12 protein-coding genes are annotated in these 23,521 nt (G+C 60.2%); all 12 read right to left on the minus strand.

Going from position 1 to position 23,521, the window contains the following annotated elements:
- Window positions 1–101: 101 nt before the first annotated feature.
- Window positions 102–2,261: an S-layer homology domain-containing protein gene (locus ACTNB1_RS01475; protein WP_441167503.1), complete on the minus strand. Its 2,160-nt coding sequence runs from the start codon at window positions 2,259–2,261 to the stop codon at window positions 102–104.
- A 158-nt stretch (window positions 2,262–2,419) separates the two neighbouring features.
- Entirely contained in the window at window positions 2,420–4,954 is a 2,535-nt protein-coding gene (locus tag ACTNB1_RS01480) for a heavy metal translocating P-type ATPase (protein WP_441167504.1), read from the minus strand.
- A gap of 35 nt (window positions 4,955–4,989) precedes the next feature.
- A complete protein-coding gene (locus ACTNB1_RS01485; protein WP_441167505.1) occupies window positions 4,990–5,253 on the minus strand; it encodes a metal-sensing transcriptional repressor in 264 nt (87 codons plus the stop codon).
- A gap of 87 nt (window positions 5,254–5,340) precedes the next feature.
- Window positions 5,341–5,544: a DUF378 domain-containing protein gene (locus ACTNB1_RS01490; RefSeq protein WP_441167506.1), complete on the minus strand. Its 204-nt coding sequence runs from the start codon at window positions 5,542–5,544 to the stop codon at window positions 5,341–5,343.
- An 87-nt stretch (window positions 5,545–5,631) separates the two neighbouring features.
- Entirely contained in the window at window positions 5,632–6,525 is an 894-nt protein-coding gene (locus ACTNB1_RS01495; protein ID WP_441167507.1) for a DMT family transporter, read from the minus strand.
- A 91-nt stretch (window positions 6,526–6,616) separates the two neighbouring features.
- Window positions 6,617–7,537: a C40 family peptidase gene (locus tag ACTNB1_RS01500; RefSeq protein WP_441167508.1), complete on the minus strand. Its 921-nt coding sequence runs from the start codon at window positions 7,535–7,537 to the stop codon at window positions 6,617–6,619.
- 58 nt (window positions 7,538–7,595) lie between these two features.
- Window positions 7,596–7,886, minus strand: coding sequence for a hypothetical protein (locus ACTNB1_RS01505; RefSeq protein ID WP_441167509.1), 291 nt, complete (start codon window positions 7,884–7,886; stop codon window positions 7,596–7,598).
- 122 nt (window positions 7,887–8,008) lie between these two features.
- A complete protein-coding gene (locus ACTNB1_RS01510) occupies window positions 8,009–9,367 on the minus strand; it encodes a conjugal transfer protein TraL (RefSeq protein ID WP_441167510.1) in 1,359 nt (452 codons plus the stop codon).
- Between the two features lie 63 nt (window positions 9,368–9,430).
- Window positions 9,431–13,207, minus strand: coding sequence for a DNA-directed RNA polymerase subunit beta' (rpoC, locus tag ACTNB1_RS01515; protein WP_441167511.1), 3,777 nt, complete (start codon window positions 13,205–13,207; stop codon window positions 9,431–9,433).
- Between the two features lie 22 nt (window positions 13,208–13,229).
- Window positions 13,230–16,940 carry a DNA-directed RNA polymerase subunit beta gene (rpoB, locus tag ACTNB1_RS01520; protein ID WP_441167512.1) on the minus strand — a complete coding sequence of 1,237 codons (3,711 nt, stop codon included), beginning with the start codon at window positions 16,938–16,940 and terminating at the stop codon, window positions 13,230–13,232.
- Between the two features lie 366 nt (window positions 16,941–17,306).
- A complete protein-coding gene (locus ACTNB1_RS01525) occupies window positions 17,307–18,431 on the minus strand; it encodes an S-layer homology domain-containing protein (RefSeq protein WP_441167513.1) in 1,125 nt (374 codons plus the stop codon).
- Between the two features lie 8 nt (window positions 18,432–18,439).
- Window positions 18,440–23,299 (minus strand): fibronectin type III domain-containing protein, encoded by a 4,860-nt coding sequence (locus ACTNB1_RS01530; RefSeq protein WP_441167735.1) that lies wholly within the window; start codon window positions 23,297–23,299, stop codon window positions 18,440–18,442.
- Window positions 23,300–23,521: the final 222 nt, after the last annotated feature.

Here is a 23,521-nt window from a genome sequence, read left to right on the forward strand (position 1 = left end):
ATTACAGAGTTATTCTACTCCGACGGTAGAGAATTGCAATCTGCATTTTAGACAAAAGAAAGGGCCCGCTGTACAGCGGGCCCTTTCGGGTTAAGAAATCATCAGGCGGATTCGCCGGGCGTAATGGTGTAGCCGCTCAGGTCAATGGTAAAGGTGTAGGTAGCCACTACGTTGTCCTGGGACTCGTCATTGTCCAGGAAGTACAGGGTATACTCGTAGATGCCGCCGTCCTTCATCACATAGTCGCTCTCCTCCTGGGTGGCAAACACAGCGCCCCACTTGAAGAAGTAATGGGTGCTGTCCTTGGTCCACCAGCCGGAACCAGCAGAGGCGTCGGTCTCGCTGGAGATGCTCCAGGTGTTCAGAGGACCGCCGTTGATGGAACGGGCAATCTTGTCGAACTTCAGAGTGCCGTCACCCAGAGCCTGGGGCACGGAGTAGTAGACGGTATACTCACCGCCGCCGCCCATGCCCTGGACCTGTTCCTGGCTCAGCTCGCCGGAGCCGCCATTCTGCACCAGGGCGGTGCTGCCGTCAAAGGACAGGCCTTCGGCAGAGGACTCCACCCCGGAGGGCAGTTCGTGGGTGGAAACGGTCACACCGTCCAGTTCCACAGCGGGAGTCTGAACTTCAGACAGATCCACCACATACTGAATAGGCTCGCCCTCCTCGCCCCACTGGAGGGTAATATGGGTCTTGGGGGAGATGGAGCTGGCGTTGATAAAGAACACCGCGTACTTGCCCTCCCCGATGGTGGGATCCACCGTCAGGTCGGTGCTGTTGTCGGCGGTGGGGGAGGACTGGGTGCCGAAGGTGTACTTGAAGGTCTCCTCCTCGTAGCCCTCGGGAGCCTCAAAGGCTACGCCGACCCAGGCGCCCTTGCCGGCGCCCTCGCTCTGATGGATAGGCACTACGGCGTCGGTAGACAGGGCCACGCGAACGAAGCCATCTTCCTGAGTGGCCTGAGCAGTGACAGCGGGCAGTTCCTCCAGGGAGCCCTCCTGGTCCACGGGGCGGACGCCCAGAATGCCGGAGAGAGGCTTGTCCTGGTCCTCGGAACCAGAGCCGGAACCGCTGCCGCCACCGGAACCGCCGGAAGAGCCGCCGCCGGAGCAGCCGTTATCGCCGCCCTGGCCGGCATCGCCGGAACCGGAAACTTCGTCACCGTCGCTGTTGGTGGGAGGGGTCACACCGTCGGCCACGTCCACAGACACAGGCTTGTTGCCGTCAATGACCACCTGGTCGGCCTGGATGTCAGCAGAGGTAATGGTACCCCGGTTGTCGACCTGTACGGCTGACAGGGCAGAGAGAGTGTCCACGGAAGCGCCGGAGGCCACCTTGACGGTGCTGTTCTCGCCCTCGACGGTCAACTGGGTCACCTGGGTGCCGGCGTTCAAAGCCAGAGCGGTCTTGCCGCCGGAAAGAGTAAGTTCGCCCTTCACAGTGGTGTCATAGAGGGAGAGGGCGGAACTGCGGGCGTCTACCAGGATATCACCGGATACGGTGCTGCCTTTCACGCTGAGAGAGCCGCTGCTGGCGCCGGGAGCCACCAGCAGAGTGCCGTTGACCTGAGCGTTCTCCACGGTGACATTGTCAGCGGCCACCAGAAGGATACCGTTGACCTCGCCGGTAATGACGGCGCCGTTGTCCTTAACATACTCGGCGACAGAGTTGTTAAGTACGGTGACCACAGAGCCGCGGGTGATCTCCTGGCCCAGGGCCAGCTGACCACCGCCGATACCCTGGATGATACCGGCATCCGCCATGGCGTCAATGTAGCCGGCAGCCCAGTCGGCTGCCTGGTTGCCGTCCACGAAGTCGCTCAGGTCGGGGTTCTGGGTGGGTCGGATGCTCAGAGCACGGGCGTACAGCACAGTGGCACGCTGGCGATCCATGGGCTCCTCAGCCCGGCAGTTGGTGCCGTCACCCTCCAGAACACCGGCGGCGGTGAGCTTCAGGATGTAGGGGGCATACCACTCATCGCCCTTCAGGTCGGCGTAGGGATTTTCCGCGATTTCTGTATAGCCCATGGTGCGGCAGAGCAGAGCGGCAAACTCGCCCACCGTCATAGATGCGTCGGGCCGCATGCCGCGGACGTCACCTTCTACAATACCATAGTCATGCCAGCGCTCAAAGGCGGCCTGGCTCCAATGTCCGTCCAGCTCGGGCAGAGAGGAAGCGGGCTGAGCGGCAGCGGCGGAAGGCGCGGCCAGGGACGCGGTAAGCGCCAGGGAGAGAAGAGCTGCGGGAATTTTGCGCATATTGGATCTCCTTATGTTCAAGTTTGCCCGAAGAAAAAGGGGCTCTGGATGGGAGCCCCTTTCGTGTGATTCACAGCTTTGATGTCGGGCTGCGTTTGATAGCATACCTGAAACATAGGAAATATGCAACGCAAACAATTCGCCAACAGAGGGAATCTTTACTGAATGGAAATGACCTCATAGCCTGCCTCGGTTACCGCGTTCCGCAGGGTGTCATCGGAGACGGGAGCGCTGAGGGTGACGTGAGCGGTCTTGGCCTCCAGATCTACCACAGCGGACACACCCTCCAGAGCGTTGAGAGCCTTTTCCACGTGAGCCTTGCAGTGGGCGCACATCATGCCTTCAATTACCATTGTCTTTGTCATCGTAACTTCGCATCCTTTCTCAATATCTGACTGGGCGGCAGCAGCAGGGGCGGGGGCCCCGTGCTCTGGCCGGAACCATCTCAGCCGCAGGGCGTTTGTCACCACACATACCGAGCTCATGCTCATGGCGGCGGCGGCAAACATGGGGGAGAGCTGGAGGTGAAACAGGGGATACCACACTCCGGCTGCAAGGGGAATACCAATAATGTTGTAAATAAAGGCCCAAAATAGGTTTTCTTTAATATTTCGGATCACCTTTTTTGACAGTCTGACGGCGGTGACGGCGTCCAGCAGGTCGCTCTTCATTAGCACAATATCCGCGGACTCAATGGCCACGTCTGTGCCAGCGCCAATGGCGATACCCACATCTGCTCTGGCCAGGGCGGGGGCGTCATTGATGCCGTCGCCCACCATGGCCACCCGCTTACCCTCGGCCTGCAGCTGGGCAACCGTCTTTTCCTTGTCCTGAGGCAGCACCTCGGAGATGACCTGGTCCACCTTCAGGGTCCGGCCTACTGCTTCGGCGGTCCGCCGGTTGTCGCCGGTGAGCATAATTACTTCAATGCCCATGGCTTGGAAGGCAGCAACTGCGTCTGCGCTGGTGGGCTTGGGTGTGTCGGCTACTGCCACAAGTCCCAGCAGTCTGCCGCTTTCCGCGAAGAAGAGCGGCGTTTTACCTGCCAGAGCCAGCGCCTCGGCTTCCCGGCCGAAATTCTCCAGGGGAATGCCGGCCTCTTCCATCATGGTCTGGTTGCCGGCAAGCACAGGAGCGCCGTGAAGGGCGGCGGTGATGCCCCGGCCCGGCTGGGCCGCAAAGTCCGTTACAGGGGCCAGCGGGATGTTCCGCTGCTGGGCTTCGGTCAGGATAGCCTCAGCCAGAGGATGCTCCGAGGGCTTTTCCAGAGAGGCGGCCACGCACAGAAGCTCCTCCTCCGTCACATCCGCCGCCGTCCGACAGTCGGTGACCACCGGCTTGCCTTGGGTCAGCGTGCCGGTCTTGTCCAGAACTACGGCTTGAATGGTATGCAGGGTCTCCAGTGCCTCGGCGGACTTGATCAGGATGCCGTTTTCTGCGCCCTTTCCAGTACCCACCATAATGGCTACCGGAGTGGCCAGCCCCAGGGCACATGGGCAGGAGATCACCAGTACCGATACCCCGGCGGTGAGGGCCCGGGTGATGTCGCCGCCGGTGGCGATGAGCCATACTGCAGCGGTGATGACGGCGATGGTGATAACGGTGGGCACGAAGATGCCCGCCACCTTATCTGCCAGCTTGGCGATGGGGGCCTTGGAGGAGGACGCCTCCTCCACCAGCCGGATCATTTGAGCCAGGGTGGTGTCCTCGCCTACCCGGAGAGCCCGGAAGGTAAAGGAGCCGGATTTATTGATAGAAGCGGCGGCCACTTTGTCTCCCGGATTCTTTTCCACGGGAAGGGACTCGCCGGTGAGGGCGGACTCGTCCACCGAGGAGCGTCCGTCGGTAATGATGCCGTCTACCGGGATGCGTCCGCCGGGCCGCACCACCACCAGGTCGTTCACCAGTACATCCTCTACCGGAATCTCCACCTCGGCACCATCCCGGAGTACGGTGGCGGTCTTGGGCGCCAGATCCATCAGGCGGGTGATGGCCTGGCTGGTCTTGCCCTTGGAGCGGGTTTCCAACCACTTACCCAGGGTGATAAGCGTTAGGATCATACCCGCTGACTCAAAGTACAGGTCCATGGACCACCGGCCTACCCGAGCCTGGTCCCCGTGTCCCAGTCCCCAGGCGATTTGGAACAGAGCCGCAATGCCGTAGATCATGGCTGCGGCGGAGCCCAGAGCGATGAGGGAATCCATGTTGGGAGCCCGGTGCCATAAGGACTTGAAGCCCACCTTGTAGTACTTATCGTTGATGTACAGGATGGGCAGGGTGAGCAGGAACTGAATAAAGGCTACCACAAATACGTTGCCAGGGTCGTGGAAAAAGGCGGGCAGAGGCCAGCCCATCATATGGCCCATAGAGAGATAGAACAGCGGCACCAGAAAGACCAGGGAAGAGCAGAACCGCCGCTTCATGCCCGCGGCTTCCTCTTCCATCACGTTTTCCCGGCGAGCCGGGGCCGATGCCGTCTTGGCTTGGGGCAGGGAAGCGCCGTAGCCAGCAGCCTCCACCGCCTGGATGATATGCTGAGCGTCTGTGACGTTCTCCCCGTACTCCACCAGCATGGAGTTGCCCAGCAGATTGACGCTGACCTGATCCACGCCCGCCACCTGGCGGACCGCCTTTTCTACATGGGCCGAGCAGGCTGAGCAGGTCATGCCGGTCACATCAAATTTTTGCTTCATGGTTTCACCAGACTTTCTAAAGGGAACATGCCGGTTTATTTCAGAATTCGCCCCAGAGTCTGGACGAATTCGTCGATCTTCTCCCCACGCTCCTCGGGTGTGGCGGCCTCCTGCACACAGTGCTTCAGGTGGGCGGCCAGAATCTCCTTGTTGGCCCGGTTGAGGATCGCCTCCGTGGCCATGAGCTGCTGGGAAATATCGATACAGTAGCGGTCATCTTCTACCATTTTAATAATGCCGTCCATTTGCCCGCGTGCTGTCTTCAGAAGGCGTAGGACGGTTTTGGTATCTGCCATCATAGTTGAACACCCCCCTGGGGTGTAGTGTATGACAAAGAGCAAAAAAAGTCAAGGCCCTTTTTCAGGGCCTTGACTGGTAAAAGGGGATCAGTCTTTGGAACGGATGTCCCGGAAGAGCAGGGAAATGCACCACAGAGCCGCCAGGCCCACCAGGGCGTAGATGATGCGGCTGAGCATGCTGGTCTGACCGCCAAACAGGGCGGCTACGATATCGAACCGGAACAGACCGATGCTGCCCCAATTGAGCCCGCCGATGATGGCAAGGGCCAGGGCGATTTTGTCAAGAATCATAGGATATGCTGCCTCCTCAAATTTGAGATACCGTGGGTAGTATCGGCAGCAGCGGGACAAATTATGCAATGTGAATTTTAATCGCAATTAAGAATTGGAACCGCTTTTTCGCTGAGACAGGATCAGACCGGAGAGGATCAGGACGATAGCGGCCAGGGTGAGGGCAGTAACAGGCTCCTGCAGAATGAGCACCGAGGCCACCACGGTGATAACGGGCATCAGGTAGAGGTAGACATTGGTGGCGATGGAACCGATAAGAGCAGAGGCCTTGTTCCAGGCGAGGAAACACAGTGCGGAGGCGCCGATGCCCAGGTAAAGGGTGTTGCCCAGCAGAACAGGGCTGATAAAGCGGGACAGGTCCAGGCTCAGTCCGTTGATCCAGATGAAGGGAAGGGTGAACAGCAGACCCCAGAAAAAGATCTTGCGGGTGATCTGGAGATCGTTCAGGCCGGAGTCCGCGTGGGCCCACTCCAGACAGACCCCATAGCCGCCCCAGCAGACAGCGGCGGCCAGGGAGAGAAGGATACCGATGGGATCGCAGTCAAAGGATTCGCCCTCAGCCAGAGAGATCAGCGCGATTCCCGCCATAGCCAGGAAGAATCCCAGGAAAAAGGCGCCGCCCGGCCGTCTGGAACGGCGGCACAGCCACAGCATAAGGGCGGTAAACATAGGTGCGGAGGCTATAATGAGGCCCACAGTAGAGGCAAGGGAAAATTGCAGGGCATAATTCTCCAGAATGGAGTAAAAGGTCAGTCCGGTGAGGCCGCAGCAGAGAAAGGGAAGCTCACCCTTCAGGCTCGTGGGGCGCAGAGGCTTGGGAGAACAGAGGAAGAGAACGGCCCAGGCCAGCAGGAAGCGGAAGATGAGGATCTCTACCGGATGAAAAGCGGTGAGAAGCACTTTTGTGGAAATATAGGTGGTGCCCCATACCACTGATACCGCCAAAGCCAGTATATGGCCCAGAGCGAGACGATTTTTCACATAGCCCATCCTTTCATAAAAACAGCGTGCGCGGAAACCGCGCACGCTGCTGGTGGTTTGGAAGAATCACATCTGCCTGCCGGACAAATGCTCAGAGGATGCGGCGAGCATACACATAAACGTTGTTGTAGTAGCCGCTGTTCAGGTCGTTGATCCGAACCTCATATGTACTGGTGGAAGCGTGAATGAACTGGCCGTTGCCGATGTAAATGCCCACGTGGGACACGGGCTTGCTGCCGCCGTCCTTGAAGAACACCAGATCGCCGGGCTGCAGCTCGCTCTTGGAGACGGACACACCGTTGGAGAGCTGGCCGGTGGCGGTACGGTTGAGGGTGTAGCCGAAGTGACGGTACACATAGGTGGTGAAGCCGGAGCAGTCAAAGCTGTTGGGGCCGTTGCCGCCATAGACATAGGGCACGCCCAGGAACTGCTTGGCGTAATCCACGACCTGCTGGCCCAGGCTGTTGCTGGAGGACACGGAGGCGGCTACAGTGCCGTCACCGCGGGAACCGGCGGAGTCCTTGCAGGTGACCATGTAGTCGCTGCTGACATAGCCAACGGTGCCGCCGCTGGTCTTGATTTTGTACCAGCCGTTGTCAATACCCACGATGGTGACAACAGCGCCGTTGTTTAGAGAAGTGACCTTGCTGTAACTGGTGCCAGGCCCGCTGCGTACGTTCAGAGTAGAGCCGCCGGTCTTGACCAGGCCGTAACCGATGGTGACATCGGCCTTGGTGGCGACGGTGACATAGTCGGCGGACATATAGCCCTCAACGGACTTGTAATCCACCTTGTACCAACCGTTTCCGGCGTCCTCGAGCACCACCACGGTGTCGCCCTTGGAGGCGGTAGCCAGGATGGTGGAAGAGGTGCTGGCCTCCTCGCGGAGACGGAGCGCGTCGGTGTTGACGGTGCCGGCGCCCACACTGGCGGCGGAAGCACCCACGACGCAGATGGCGGAAACGGCGACGGTCAGAAGAGCGGTACGCATGAGCTTGGCAGGCAGTATCATTCGTAAATTCCTCCGTTCAGAATGGTGCCCCGCCGGAGTTGACGGGGCTGGGTGTCAGTTACTTGTTGGCTAAGGCCCGTTCCAGCCAGACGGAAGCCACATCCATGGCGGCGTACAGGCTGTCTTTCTCGGTCTTTTTGACCACCCGGTCCCGGCTCTTCAGGTCGGGGTCGGTGAGCTGGAGCTGGACAGAGACCCTGGTGGCCACGTCCATATCGTTTTCCTTCTTCTGGTCCAGAACCTGAAGCATGATAATATATTTCTCGGCCATGCTGCCGTAGTAGATCAGACTGTCTTTCCGGCGCAGAGGATGGCCCTTATAGGTCAGAGGAATAGCTTGAGCTGACATAGTACCTCCTTATGGGATGGACTGTTACTGATTTTTAAAAACTGTAACCAAATTGTAACACGTTGTATCCAAAGAGTCAACCGTTTTTCGGCTTTTTTTCAGGGAATTGTGCTGAAAGAGGCTCAGGACACAGAAGAGCGCCGCTTTTTGCCGCCTCCTGTCTGTCTCAGATCCAGCCAGAGGAGACAGGCGGCATAGACCAGCGTGGCAAGGATCAGCAGGGATTCCAGCAGCATGGTGTAGGTCTTGCCGCCCAGGGTCAAGACCAGGGTATACCGCTGCCGGAAATAGACCAGGTAGGCGCTGAGAGAGGCCAGCTGGACCATGACTGCCGCAGGGAGCCGTTCGGGCAGGATACAGACTGCCGCCACGGTGAGGACGTCGGCCAGGAAGAAGTAGCGGTCGTGCATATAGGGAAGCAGGAAGGGAACACCTGTTGCCAAGATGATTCCGGCAGTGAGAAGGGCGGTATCTGAGATCCGCTTCCGGAAGCGGAGCAGCACAGCCAGCAGCACCAGGACCAACAGGAAGGCGGCGATGATGCCGGCCAGGGCGTAGCTGCGCTCGTCTACCTGTGCGCCGTAGGGGAGGAAGGAGTAAACGGAGGCAGAGTTATAGTTCAGACTGCCGGCGCCCTCCTGGGTCTGCCCCACATAGACACTGAGAATATCCGCCAGCGGCTTGCCCAGCAGCAGGGCGGGGACGCAGGTCAGGGCGTAGGCAGCGGGGAAGAGGAGCAGGTGGCGGAATTTGATCCGGCCTGCCAGCCAAAAGGCTGCCCACAGGGGAATGATAAATACGGTCTGCAATTTAAAGGAGAAGGCCAGACCAAGAAGGGCGGCGGAGGTTCCGCCCCTGCGGTTCAGGGCGCAGGCCATGGCGTGGAGTACCAGACCGCTGTACAGCGAGTCGCACTGTCCCCAGTAGGCGCCGTTGAGCATGACGGTAGGCAGCAGGAGCAGGGCGCAGAAGCATGCCAGAGAAGGGATGGCGGCGTTAGATGCAAAATGCCTGACCAGACGGGCACCGCCCCAGGCCAATACCACGTCAAAAAAGATGGAGAACAGCTTGATGAGGTAGAGGTCGGGAATGGGCAAATAGGAGATAGCCGCCAGGAAATAGAGGTAAGGGACATTGTAGTTGCCGATAGGCAGCTTGATGGCGGCGAAGCCTCCGTTGGTGCGCAGAGCTTCCATCCATTGAGACAAAAAGATCGTATAGTCATCAGAGACGTAGGAGAGCATCATGGACCGAATCAAGAAGGCCAGACCAATGGGAAGCAGTGCGGTCAGGAGGCGGTCCTTGCCCTGGGCTCTGAGCAGAAACAGCGCCAGCAGGGCAGAGATCAGAAGCAGAAGGTATACCCAAATCCGGGCAGAGGTGGTGCCCAGGCCCAGATTGAGAACGGGGATCAGACTCAGGCCCAGCAGGGCCAGACCAGCTCCGCCGCAGATCAGAGAGCGGGGGGAGATAGATCTCATAGCAATACCTCACGATAAAGAAGAAGGGCCCGGAGGAAATCTCCGGGCCCTGTTGGTCACGCGTCAGATCTGAACGGAGTCTGTCACGGAGGAAGCAGCCTCCTCCACCAGGATCTCCTCCTCGGGGGCAGTGCCGCTCTGAGCGGTGCCCTCGTCGTCCATCTTGTCGTACTTGCGGTACATGGACAGACCGGAGCCGGCGGGGATCAGCTTACCGATAATGACGTTCTCCTTCAGGCCCAGCAGGTGGTCCACCTTGCCCTTGATGGCCGCCTCGGTAAGCACCTTGGTGGTCTCCTGGAAGGAGGCGGCGGACAAGAAGGAATCGGTGGCCAGAGAGGCCTTGGTGATACCCATGAGCAGGCGGGTGCAGGTGGGCAGACGCAGTTCCATACCGTCGTTGGTCTCACCGGCGTCGATGCGGGCCTGAACGGCGGCCTTGGCGTCCTCAAATTCGATCAGCTCAATGGTAGAACCGCTGAGCAGGTCGGAGTCGCCGGCGTCCTCCACACGGACCTTGCGCATCATCTGACGGCAGATAACCTCGATGTGCTTGTCGTTGATATCAACGCCCTGCTGACGGTAGGGCTTCTGCACTTCCTGAATCAGGTAGTCATACACCGCATGGATGCCGCGGACACGGAGGACGTCCTGAGGATAGAGGGCGCCTTCGGTGAGGGCGAAGCCCTTTTCCACAGTATCGCCGTCCTTGACACGCAGACCGGCGGAGTATGGCAGGGTGTAGGTGACAGTTTCGCCGTCGTTGGCGGTGATGGTCACATTGCACATGGAGTTGCGCTTGGCCTCCTCCAGGGTGACCTTGCCGCCCACCTCGGCCAGCTGCGCCATCTTCTTGGGCTTACGGGACTCGAACAGCTCCTCAACACGGGGAAGACCCTGAGTGATATCGCCGCCGGCCACGCCGCCGGTGTGGAAGGTACGCATGGTCAGCTGAGTACCGGGCTCGCCGATGGACTGGGCGGCGATGATACCAACTGCCTCGCCAGCGCCCACAGGCTCGCCGATAGCCAGGTTGATGCCGTAGCACTTGGAGCATACTCCGCTGCGGGCTCGGCAGGTGAGCACGGAACGGATCTTGACCTGATGGATGCCGTGAGCCTCCAGCAGCTTGGCGTCGTCGGCAGTCATCATGGTGTGGTGGTCGATGAGCACCTCGCCGGTCTGAGGATCGCAGATGTCCTCCACCGGGTAACGGCCCTTCAGACGCTCGCCGAAGGTCTCGATGACCTGGCCGTTCTCCACGATCTCGCTGACCATGATGCCGTCGTCGGTACCGCAGTCGTCCTCGCGGATGATGACTTCCTGGGACACGTCCACCAGACGGCGGGTCAGGTAACCAGAGTCGGCGGTACGCAGAGCGGTATCGGCCATGCCCTTTCGAGCGCCTCGGGAGGAGATGAAGTACTCCAGCACGGACAGACCTTCACGGAAGTTGGACTTGATGGGGATCTCGATGGTGCGGCCGGAGGTGTCGGCCATCAGGCCGCGCATGCCGGCCAGCTGACGGATCTGAGCGGAGCTACCACGGGCGCCGGAGTCAGCCATCATCCAGATGGGGTTGTACCGGTCCAGACCGGCCATCAGGGCGTCGGTAACGTCCTTGGTGGTCTTTTCCCAGGCCTCAACGACCAGACGGTAGCGCTCCTCGTTGGTCAGGAAGCCGCGCTTGTACTGGCGCTCGATCTTGACGATCTCCTTCTCAGTGTCGGCGATCAGGCCGTACTTCTTCTCGGGGATAGTCATGTCGTAGATGGAAACGGTGAGGGAGCCGCGGGTGGAAAACTTGTAGCCGCGGTTCTTGATGATGTCCAGCACGTGGGCGGACACAGTGAAGCCGTGCTTGGTGATGCACTTGTCGATGATCTTACCCAGCTGCTTCTTGCCCACGATGAAGTTGACCTCGGGGTCAAACATCTGCTCGGGATCGCTGCGGTCCACAAAGCCCAGATCCTGGGGGATGCCCTCGTTAAAGATCAGGCGGCCCACAGTGGTGCGTACCAGCTTGTGGCGGGTCTCACCGTCCACCTCAGCCTCACGACGGACCAGGATAGGCACGTGCAGATCCAGCTCACCCTCGTCGTAGGCCAGGCGGGCTTCGATATCGCTGCCGAAGACGTGGAGAGCCTCACGGGGCAGCTGGCCGTCCTCGGTCTCGTCGCAAATGCCGGCGTAAGTGGGAATGTCGTCCAGAGAGCCGGGGTTTTTGACCCAGATATAGGAATCGGGGTTCAGCTTGCCCTCGGCCAGGGCGGCCTTGACCGCGGCCACATCCTCATAGGTCTCCTCAGCGGTGTGCTCAGGATACTTTTCGTAGGTCAGGTAGTAGGAGCCGAGCACCATGTCCTGAGTAGGCACGGTAACAGGGCCGCCGTCCTGAGGACGCAGCAGGTTGTTAGCGGAGAGCATGAGCACCCGGGCCTCGGTCTGAGCCTCAGCGGACAGAGGCACGTGAACAGCCATCTGGTCGCCGTCGAAGTCGGCGTTAAAGGCGGTACACACCAGGGGGTGCAGCTTGATGGCGCGGCCCTCCACCAGGACGGGCTCGAAAGCCTGGATGCCCAGACGGTGCAGAGTGGGGGCGCGGTTGAGCATGACGGGGTGATCCTTGATCACGAACTCCAGGGCGTCCCACACCTCGGCCTTGCCCTTGTCCACCATCTTCTTGGCGGACTTGATGTTGTTGGCCAGACCGTCTTCCACCAGCTTCTTCATAACGAAGGGGCGGAACAGCTCGATGGCCATCTCCTTGGGCAGACCGCACTGGTAGATCTTCAGCTCGGGGCCGACCACGATAACGGAACGGCCGGAGTAGTCGACACGCTTGCCCAGCAGGTTCTGACGGAAGCGGCCCTGCTTACCCTTGAGCATATCGGACAGGGACTTGAGGGCGCGGTTGTTTGCGCCGGTGACGGCGCGGCCGCGGCGGCCATTGTCAATCAGAGCGTCCACAGCCTCCTGCAGCATCCGCTTCTCGTTGCGCACAATGATATCGGGGGCGTTGAGCTGGATCAGCCGCTTCAGACGGTTGTTGCGGTTGATGACCCGGCGGTACAGATCGTTCAGATCGGAGGTGGCGAACCGGCCGCCGTCCAGCTGCACCATGGGGCGCAGCTCGGGGGGGATGACAGGCAGTACGTCAATGATCATCCACTCAGGCTTGTTGCCGGAGATGCGGAAGGCGTCCACCACTTCCAGACGCTTGACGATGCGGGCCTTCTTCTGGCCGGAGGCGTCCTTCAGCTCGGCACGGAGCTGGGTGGAGAGTTCCTCCAGGTCGATATCCTGGAGCAGCTTCTTCACGGCCTCGGCGCCCATGCCGGCCTCGAAGTCATCCTCGTACTTCTCCCGCATGTCGCGGTACTCCTTCTCGGAGAGAATCTGGTTCTTGGCCAGAGGGGAGAAGCCGGGGTCGGTAACAATATAACTGGCGAAGTAGAGCACCTTCTCCAGAATACGGGGGCTGATATCCAGCAGCAGACCCATCCGGGAGGGGATACCCTTGAAATACCAGATGTGGGACACGGGAGCAGCCAGCTCGATGTGGCCCATGCGCTCCCGGCGGACCTTGGCCCGGGTGACTTCCACGCCGCAGCGGTCGCAGATCTTGCCCTTGTAGCGGATCTTTTTATACTTGCCGCAGTGGCACTCCCAGTCCTTGGTAGGCCCAAAGATGCGCTCGCAGAACAGACCATCCCGCTCCGGCTTCAGGGTGCGGTAGTTGATGGTCTCCGGCTTCTTGACCTCGCCGTAGGACCACTCGCGGATCTGTTCCGGGGAGGCGATGCCAATCTGGATGGCGTCGAATTCAGCGTAACTCATAGTTCTGATCGTCCTCCCTTACTTATTCCATATCATCGGCATCGCCGAAGTCGTCATCAGAAAAATCGTCGTCGCCGTCCTCATCGGTGTCCTCAGCGATGAGATCATCGTCGTCGCTGCCCTCTTTCAGGGTGTAGCCCGCGGCGGCAAAGTCGGACTCCCCGCCGGCGTTGTAGCCGTAGAAGTCGTCGTCATCGTCGCGGAACTTGCCGGGCTGGTAGGTGTCCTCGTCATCATCCTTCAGCTCGATCTCGTTGCCCTGGTCGTCCAGTACCTTCATATCCAGGCACAGGGACTGCAGCTCCTTGATCAGAACCTTGAAGGACTCAGGCACGCCGGGCTTGGGTACATTGTGGCCCTTGACGATGGACTCGTAGGTGCGCACACGGCCGGTGACGTCGTCGGACTTGACGGTGAGGATCTCCTGCAGGGTGTAGGCGGCGCCGTAAGCCTCCAGGGCCCACACCTCCATCTCGCCGAAGCGCTGGCCGCCGAACTGGGCCTTGCCGCCCAGAGGCTGCTGGGTGACCAGGGAGTAGGGGCCGGTGGAACGGGCGTGGATCTTATCATCAACCAGGTGGTGCAGCTTGAGGAAGTAGACGTAGCCGACGGTGACGGGGTTATCGAACCGCTCACCGGTGCGGCCGTCGTACAGCCAGCTCTTGCCGTCGGGACGCAGGCCGGCCAGCTTCAGGGTTTCGGCGATGTCCTTCTCGTCGGCGCCGTTGAAGACGGGGGTGGCGACCTTCCAGCCCAGGGTCTTGGCGGCGTAGCCCAGATGGACCTCCAGCACCTGACCGATGTTCATACGGGAAGGCACGCCCAGGGGGTTCAGCACGATGTCCAGCGGAGTGCCGTCGGGCAGGAAGGGCATATCCTCCTGAGGCAGGATGCGGGACACGACACCCTTGTTACCGTGGCGGCCGGCCATCTTGTCGCCCACGGAGATCTTACGCTTCTGGGCGATATACACACGGACCACCATGTTGACGCCGGGGGAGAGCTCGTCGCCCGCCTCGCGGGTGAATACCTTCACGTCCACGATGATGCCGCTCTCGCCGTGAGGCACCTTCAGAGAGGTGTCACGGACCTCGCGGGCCTTCTCACCGAAGATAGCCCGGAGCAGACGCTCCTCAGCGGTTAGGTCGGTCTCGCCCTTGGGAGTGACCTTACCAACCAGAATGTCGCCGGCACGGACCTCGGCACCCACGCGGATGATGCCGCGCTCGTCCAGATCCTTCAGGGCGTCCTCGCCCACGTTGGGGATGTCGCGGGTGATCTCCTCGGGGCCCAGCTTGGTGTCGCGGGATTCGGTCTCGTACTCCTCAATATGAATAGAGGTAAAGACGTCCTCCTTCACCATGCGCTCGTTGAGCAGGATGGCGTCCTCGTAGTTGTAGCCTTCCCAGGTCATGAAGCCCATGAGGATGTTCTTGCCCAGAGCTATCTCGCCGTTAGAGGTGGAGGGGCCGTCCACGATGACCTCGCCCTTCTCCACCCGCTGGCCGGCGTCCACGATGGGCCGCTGGTTGATGCAGGTGCCGTGGTTGGAGCGCAGGTACTTGGTCAGCTTGTAGTCCTCCACGCGGCCGCTGTCATAGCGGACGGAGACGGAGTCGGCAGACACCTTGGTAACGGTGCCGTCTTCCTCGGCCAGAATGGCGATCTCAGAGTCGATACAGTTCTTGTGCTCCTGGCCGGTGGCCACGATAGGAGCCTGAGTGGTGAGCAGAGGCACGGCCTGCCGCTGCATGTTAGCGCCCATCAGGGCGCGGTTGGCGTCGTCGTTCTCCAGGAAGGGGATCTGAGCGGTAGCGATGGAGAACATCATCTTGGGGGAGACGTCGATATAGTCCACCTGATCCCGATCCACGTCAATGATCTCGTTGCGGTGACGGCAGGTGATACGGGCGTTCTTCAGGCAGCCGTTCTCGTCCAGAGGCTCGGTGGCCTGAGCGATGGTGAACTCGTCCTCCATGTCGGCGGTCATGTAATCCACCTGGTCGGTGACATGGCCGGTGGCCCGATCCACCTTGCGGTAGGGAGCCTCGATGAAGCCGTACCGGTTGATGCGGGCATAGGAAGCCAGGTAGGAGATCAGACCGATGTTAGGACCTTCGGGGGTCTCAATGGGGCACAGACGGCCGTAGTGAGAGTAGTGAACGTCTCGCACATCGAAGGAGGCGCGGTCACGGGACAGACCGCCGGGGCCCAGAGCGGACATACGGCGCTTGTGGGTCAGCTCGGCCAGGGGGTTGGTCTGGTCCATAAACTGGCTCAGGGGGCTGCTGCCGAAGAACTCCTTGATAGCCGCGGTGACGGGGCGGATGTTGATCAGGGACTGGGGAGTGACGATATCCAGGTCCTGAATGGTCATGCGCTCCCGGATGACGCGCTCCATGCGGCTGAAGCCGATGCGGAACTGGTTCTGCAGCAGCTCGCCCACGCAGCGCAGACGGCGGTTGCCCAGGTGGTCAATGTCGTCGGCGGTGCCCACGCCATGGGCCAGGCAGTTGAGGTAGTTGATGGAGGCCATAATGTCATCCACGATGATGTGCTTGGGGATGAGATCGTCCATGCGATCCTTGATGACATCCTTCAGCTCCTCGCCGGAGTAATTGGCCAGCAGCTCCTGAAGCACGGTGAAGCGGACCTTCTCGGTGACGCCGCACTCGGCGGGGTCGAAGTCCACGAAATTCTTCATGTCCACCATGTGGTTGGAGAAGACCTTGATCTGAGTGCCGTCCAGGTCCAGAATGGCCTCGTTGACGCCCTTGGCGTCCAGCTCCATGGCCCGCTCACGGGTGAGCACCTCACCGGGCTCGGCCAGGATCTCGCCGGTCATGGGATCCACCACCGGCATGGCCAGCTTCTGGCCATTCAGACGGGTCCAGATAGCCAGCTTCTTGTTGAACTTGTAGCGGCCCACGGCGGACAGGTCGTACCGGCGGGGGTCGAAGAACAGCGCATTGAGCAGGCTCTCGGCGGAGTCCACCGTGGGAGGCTCACCGGGACGCAGCTTGCGGTAGATCTCCAGCAGAGCGTCCTCGTAGGTCTTGCAGGCGTCCTTCTCCAGCGTGGCCACGATGCGGGGATCCTCACCGAACAGCTCCAGGATCTCAGCGTCGGTCTTGGGACCCACCGCCCGGATCAGGCAGGTGATGGGCAGCTTGCGGTTCTTATCGATACGGACATAGAAGATGTCGCTGAGATCGGTCTCATACTCCAGCCAGGCGCCGCGGTAGGGGATCACGGTGGTGGCGTAGGTGACGGTACCCGCCTTGTCCTCGGTGCGGGAGTAGTAGATGCCGGGGGAGCGGACGATCTGGGAGACGATGACGCGCTCGGCGCCGTTGATGACAAAGGTACCGGCCTTGGTCATCAGGGGGAAGTCGCCCATGAAGATCTCCTGCTCCTTGATCTCCTCGGTCTCCTTGTTGCGCAGACGCACCCGCACCTTGATGGGGGCGGCGTACGTGGCGTCCCGGGCCTTGCACTCCTCCACGTTGTACTTGGGGGGCTCATCCATGGAGTAGTCGATGAAGGAGAGCTCCAGATTGCCCGCATAGTCGGTGATGGAGGCTACATCCTTAAAGACCTCCCGCAGTCCCGTGTCCAGGAACCACTGGTAGGAGTTCTTCTGCACCTCCAGGAGGTTGGGCATGTCCAGGATCTCCTCATGGCGGGCAAAGCTCTTGCGGAGGGTTTTGCCGTAGTAGACGTCCTTGACCATCGTAGAAAAAACACCTCGTTTTCTTTGTCTGGGAGCGGCTGGGGACCAGCCATTCCCGGTTTCCGTCGGCTGCTTTTCGTCGAACCGCACGAACGGGGCGGTTCAAGTCGGGTGCTACACACCCGGGCGCGTGGATAAAATATGAAAATATCCTCTTGCGCTTCCCGAGGCCCTGTGCTATAGTTGACACAACATGGGAGAACAGCGGGAAAACGCTGTTTGGACATAAGAGCATTTAAGTATACCATGTATATACTGGGAAAGTCAACAGCTTTTTGAGAGAATCCGGAGTGATCCGGATTTTTTATTTTATATAACGGCAAACGCCCCCGGCAGGATCAGCTCCTGTCGGGGGCGTTTTGTGTTTTAGTCGGCCAGGTTCTGGCAGAAGCGGGCCAGGATCACGGCGGCCTGAGCCCGGGTAGCGGAACCGGCGGGGGAGAGGGTGGTGTCGCTGGTGCCGGTGATCAGACCGGCGCCAATGGCCCAGCCCATGGCGTCCGCCGCGTAGGGAGAGACCTTTGCAGCGTCGCTGTAGCCGCCGAGAGCGGCGGAAGCGGACATGTCATAGCTCTTGTAGCTGGCATAGCGATAGAAGATGGTAGCCATCTGCTCCCGGGTGATGGTGTCGTCGGGACCGAAGCTGCCGTTGTCGTAGCCGTTGACAATACCGTTGGCGCTGGCCCAGGCCACCGCATCGGCATACCACTGTCCGGCAGCCACATCGGGGAAGGATACGCCGCCGGAAACAGCGGGACTGCCCTCCAGGCGGTAAAGGATGGTGACCAGCATAGCACGGTTGGTAGTTACGTCGGGGGAGAAGCGGTCCTCGCTGGTACCGGTCATCAGACCCTGCTGATACACATAGCGCACCGCGTCAGTGTACCAGGTGCCGTCAGCTACATCGGCAAAGGGGAGGGGCTGGGTCCCGGAGCCGTTGGAGCCGTCCTCAGAACCGTTGTCCGTGCCGTTGTCGGTGCTGCCGGAATTGTTTCCGCCATTGCTGCCGGAGCTGTTTCCGCCGCCGCTGCCGCCCGTGCTGCCGCCGGCTACACCGCCGCTTTCCGGAGCGGAAATTCCCCCGGAAGAGGAGTCGGTCATCAGCAGGCCGGAAAATCCGGTAATGGTAAAGGTGGTGTCATCCGCTGCGATCAGAGTGCCCAGCGGCAGGGTACCCTCGGCGGCCAGCACTCCGTTTTTGGCGGTAATGTAGAGGGTCACCTGGCTGCCGCTCTGCTTGCTGGTGGTATAAATGCCGTTCCGGTTCAGGCCGGCGTCAGGTTCGTAGGTGTAAGTGGTTCCGTCCTCAGAGAGAAGCAGAGTCACCTGCAGGCTCTGGCAGTTCGAAGAGACACCGGTCATAGTTACCTCCTGGCTGGTGGACGCCGTCTGAGCGGTTACCAGCTGAGGACCGGCGGCGGCCGCTGTGGTAAACAGCAGGCCGGCCGCCAGGACCAGGGCGGAGAACAGAGAGAAAATCGGTCGTTTCACAGAATACCTCACTTTTCGGTGGCAGTGCCGGTCAGCTCAATGATGGGGAAGGAGGATCCGTCTTCCCCACTCTCGGGGAAGCTGATCCAAAGGGTTTGGCTGGTGACCCGCTGGCTGTCGGCACTGGTAGTTTTGTCGGTGCGGTAGAGTACCGCGCGGATGGACAGAGGATAGGCGTCAGTTACGCCGTCCTTGGCGTTGAGATCGGCCTCAGCCTCCAGGTCGGGCACGAAGATAAAGAAGCCGTCACTGGTATCGCTGACCGCGCCGTCCTCGGGGATCTCAGCGAACATCAGACCATAGCCGTTCATGGCACGAGTGATGGTGGTGACCTCCTGATCCTCCCAGGCCTCGGCGGTGGTGTTGTACTCCGCCTCGATGGACACATAGTTGTAGGCGGGGTCACCGCGATAGGTGCCCAGGATCACCAGCGTGCCAGCGGGGATCACGTCGTCCTTGCCCTCGCCGTAGCGGTAATCGTCCTTCAGAACGCCCACGGTGGCGTCCTCATAGAAGTCCACCCGGTCGCCGGGATAGTCCAGCAGTTCCAGCTGGGCGTCCTCAGGGATGCCGGTGATCTCCAGCACCGCTGCGTCGTAGGTCCAGATGCGGGTGTCGGAGGGGACAGCGCCGGGCTTGTTGAAGTAAGCTACCACCTGGCTGCCAGACAGCTCGCCGGTTTTGGCGGAGGTCCACTCCTCAGCGTCAGCGTCCGCCTTCAGCCGAACCGTGTAGGTGCCGGTCAACTCGGTGCCGGTCACCTTGATGCCGGTAACAGGGACAGAGGTGCCATCCTTCATGGTGATGGTCACAGTATCGTGGTCGCGGTCCAGGGTGTACAGATCGGAGCTGATGGTTTTGTCATAGGCGATCAGAACCTCGCTGCTCTCGGCAGCATCACCCTGATTGCCCAGCTTGTCCACGGGCATCACGGAGTAGGTGTAGGTCAGGTTGTTGGCCGCGCCCAGGTCGTCCACATAGGTGTCCTGGGTGGTGAAGGCAATGGCCTTGCCGTTGCGGCGAATCTCATAGCCCAGGATGTTTTCCCGGTCGGTGTGGCTGATGGTGAGGGTCACCTTGGAGCCGTCCACGGAGGAGGTAACGCTGGCGGAGCCCTCAGCGGCGTCGCCGCTGTTGATGCGGTAATTGCGGGAATCGTCGTTCAGGTACCAGATGGCACGCTCCTCGGTAGGATAGTCGTCCAGAATATCCTGGACGGCGTCGCTGAGAGTCATACCCCAACGGGTAAAGAACTCGGTGAGGTTGCGGTCGGCCACCTTGGAGGCGATGAGAGCCACCCGCTCGTCGTAGCTGTAACTGCTGTACTCACCGGACTTCCAGGCCTTAAAGAAGGCGTTGTAGAAGGCCAGCGGCTGGCCGGCATTGTCGTAGGCCAGGTGGAGCTGCCAGTACATACCCAGCTGCACAAACACATTGTTGGCGGTGCCGGGGCGGCTCTGGGCTACCTTGTTAAAGATTTCAGTCCAGCGGCCATCCTCGGTCAGACGGGTGTCCAGATGCATGGAGTTGCCGTCCCAGGCCTGGAGAGCCAGGGAGTAGATGTTGTTGGTGATTTCGGCCTTGCCCAGCTTGTCCATGTTGTGGCCGATCTCATGGGCGATGCCCCAGCCGAACAGGCCGTTGGCCTTGCCCGCGCCGGTGGCGGAGGTGGGCTTGCCCTGAACCAGGGCAGCGGTGGAGCCGTACTCCACGCCGATGTGGTTTCCGGCGGCGTACATGAAGGCGCCGGCGAACATGCGCATGTAGCGGATGTTCTGGCGGGTAGTTATGGGATACTGGTAATCAGCCAGATCGGTGTCGGCATCAATGATGCCCTGGACCTTGTTGGCAATGAAGAGCTCTTCCTCCCAGGCCAGGATGTTCTGGTACATGACATCCACCATTTCCTCCTGACCATTGCCCACGCCCTTGAGGCCGGAGAGCACCTGGTCGGCGGGGAGGGAGAGAAGCACGCTGGGGGTGGAGATCTCAGTGGCGTTGCGGATGGTGACCTTCCAGGACTCGCCGGAGATGCCGGACTGGGAGAGTGTCTCCACCAGAGCGGACAGCTCCTGGATGTAGGCGCGGATGGCGTCCTTCCGCTGGGTCTCGTTCAGGGTGTACCAATTGGACAGCTCCAGCACCGGCATGGAGAAGACATTGCTGTCTCCACGGACCTGGATCTTGATCTGCTCGGGATGACTGCCGCCGTAGGTCAGGTAGAGCATGCCGCCCCGGGTGTCGCTGAGATTGCCGATCTGCTGTACAGTAATATAGTTTCGGCCGTTTTTCAGTGCCACGGGAGTGCCCTTCCATACGCCGGACTCGCCGTAGTACTGGGTGGGCACCACATAGACGGTAGCGTCGTCGGGCAGCTGGGCGTAGACAGCCACAGTGGCGCCTGCCCGAGCGGTGACGCCCAGAGGCTGCAGATCGCTGGCAGTCTGGCCGGCAGCCTGATCGGCGGCAGCGGAAGTGCTGCGGCTCTGGAAGTCGTTTTTCACTACGCCCAGTGCGTCATCGTTCTGTTCCAGCAAAGCCTGGGCCAGGGCCAGTTCGTCCTGAAGCCGGGCCACATCCAGGTAGTAGCTGCTCAGAGCGGAGAGCCGGGTCCGGAGCGCAGCGATGTCGTCGGCGTCCACATCACCCTTCAGAGCGGTGAAGGAGCCATCGGTAAAGAGGTCGGCGATCTCCGTGGAAAGAGTGTCACTGTCGTAGAAGGCGATCTCGGAGATGCTGACCCGGGGACCGCCGGTCTTTTCACCCAGACTCAGGGTCACGCTCTTGACGCCTTCAGTCTCAGGGAAGGGGAGGATGTAGTAATTGCTGCCGGTGATATTGATCCCGCTGCGATAATAAGTCGCCAGCGTTTCACCGCTCTCACCCTTGAGGGTAACGGTAAAATTATCGATCCGGTTTTTATAGGCGGTGCTCAGATAGGGTACCAGCAGCAGGTAGTTCATGCTGTGGGTATCCCGGAAGGTATAGGTAATGTTGCTGTCATACCAGTAGTTGGCGGCGATCCAGTAAGTGTTGGGGTCCCCGTCGACCAGATCATTCACCGTAAACTCGGGGCAGAGGGACTTGTTCACGTTGCTGGGGTCCTTCATAACGATGGAAGTGATCTCACCGTTGTCAATACGGTTGGTTTCGGGCAGGTTGGGCATTTCAAAGCCCTCCTTGTCCGGGGTGCCGGTGGCAGTGGCGGAGTAGGGGCCAAGGCCCTTGTGGTTGCCTGCCTTCACCGCCACCTCATAGACCGTGCTGTTGGTCAGACCGGTGATAGCGGTACTGGTGGAGGTAGTAGTGCCGCTCCAGGCGATGAACTCAGAGGCGCCCTGCTCCCGGTAAAACACCTGGTAGTAGGTGGCGTCCTTGGTCTTGCCCCAGCTCACTCGCAGAGAGCTGTCGGCGCTCTCCACCTTCAGGTTGGAGGGAGCACCGGGGACGCTGGCGGCCAGAGGCGTAGCGGACAAAATGGCGGAGGGAGTGCCGCTCCAGTCACCGTTGGTGGCGGTGACCTGGAAGTAATAGGTAGTGCCGTTCTCCAGATCAGAGAGGACAGCGCGGTTGGCGCTGACGCCAGCGGTCTTATTCAGGGCGTTCTTGCTGGTACCGTACTTGACCGTGTAGCCGGTGACGTTGGCTACGCTGTCCCATACCAGGGTGATTTCCCCGTCGCCGGCGGTAGCAGCCAGATTCTTTACCTGCGTGTCCGCCGTCTGGGAATCAGAAACCACATCCTTCAGGAACTCAATCTGACTGACGGTGGCGTAGGTGGGTGCGGAGCCGGACTGACCTTCCACCTTGCTTACGGTGATGGTGACCTTCTTGACTGCCACCTTATTACCCAGGTTAATGGTGACTACCGTCTGCCCGGCGGTCCGGCTGATGGCGTGGGTGCCGGCGGGAGCGGAGACATCAAAGTCCACGTTCAGGATCTGGCCGTCCTCGGTCTCCACCTGAGCGGTACCGGCCTGAATGGCACCGTCAGTACTGGGAGAGGTGATAGAGATCTCGCTCATGGTAACGGCTTCCTCAAAGGCAATGGGAATAGACAGCGCCTCACCCTCGGAAGCAGGGGCCAAAGTGACCGGGGCGGTGGAAGCGGTAAACAGGTCCTCCAGCTTGCCCTCGGTAATGGTCACCACCGAATCATCCACCGAGGGAGTCACGATGGCGGTAGTAGACATAATGGCGGGAGTGCCGGACAGGTCCATCATCTTATTGACATAAGACAGATCGACCACATTTACCTTTCCGTCGCCGTTCAGGTCGTAAATGGCCAGTGTTTCGGCATCGCTGGCACCCAGGTGGGCGTCCAGAGCGTCCCGGTCGGCGCTGTCCACGGCGCCGCTGCCATTCACGTCGCCCAGGGAGAAGGTGCCATCATCGGTGCTCATGAGCACGTGCTGGGAATAGTCTCTCAGAGTGACAGAGGTGGAGCAGGGGGCATAGCCTGTGCCGGTCACAGTCATGGTATAGGTCCCGAGAGCCAGGCCGGAGATGGTGGCGCGGTAGGAGCCAATCTGCTGTTCTGTGGTCAGGGGAGAACCTTGACTATTCAAGGTTTCCGTGGTGACGGACAGATCGCCGGCATCGGCGGTGCCGTCCCATAAATGAACAACGGCGACAGATTCATCGCTGCTGTTGGTCAAAGTAATCTGTATCTTGCGGTTTCTCACCTCTTCGGCTCTTTGGGGAAGCGCAAAAGCCAGGGTCAGGGAGATGGAGCCGGTGGCCTGAGTGGTCTGCTGCACTGTGTGCTCCTGCACTCCTGCAGCGGAGGCAGCGGGCAGCCATGCGGTGCATGAGCTGGCGAGTGTCGCCAGGCAGAGCAGGCCAGAAATGGCGCGGCGGGGATGCATCAAATTAGTCAACCTTCCTTTCTGTTTGGTGCCAGGAATATGTTACGTCATATTGGATGACATAACGTGGGCATTATACCTGATGAATTTTCCAGAGACAAGGCTTATTTGGTTATCATTTCTATTTTTGTAGGAGGTGGTAAAAAAACATATAAAACCTACTTTTATTATATGATATTGCACAACGAAAAACGGGCGGCGGTGCCGAACGCACCGCCGCCC

Origin of the sequence: Flavonifractor sp. HCP28S3_F3, from assembly GCF_052065355.1 — a bacterium.
Lineage (GTDB): Bacteria > Bacillota > Clostridia > Oscillospirales > Oscillospiraceae > Flavonifractor.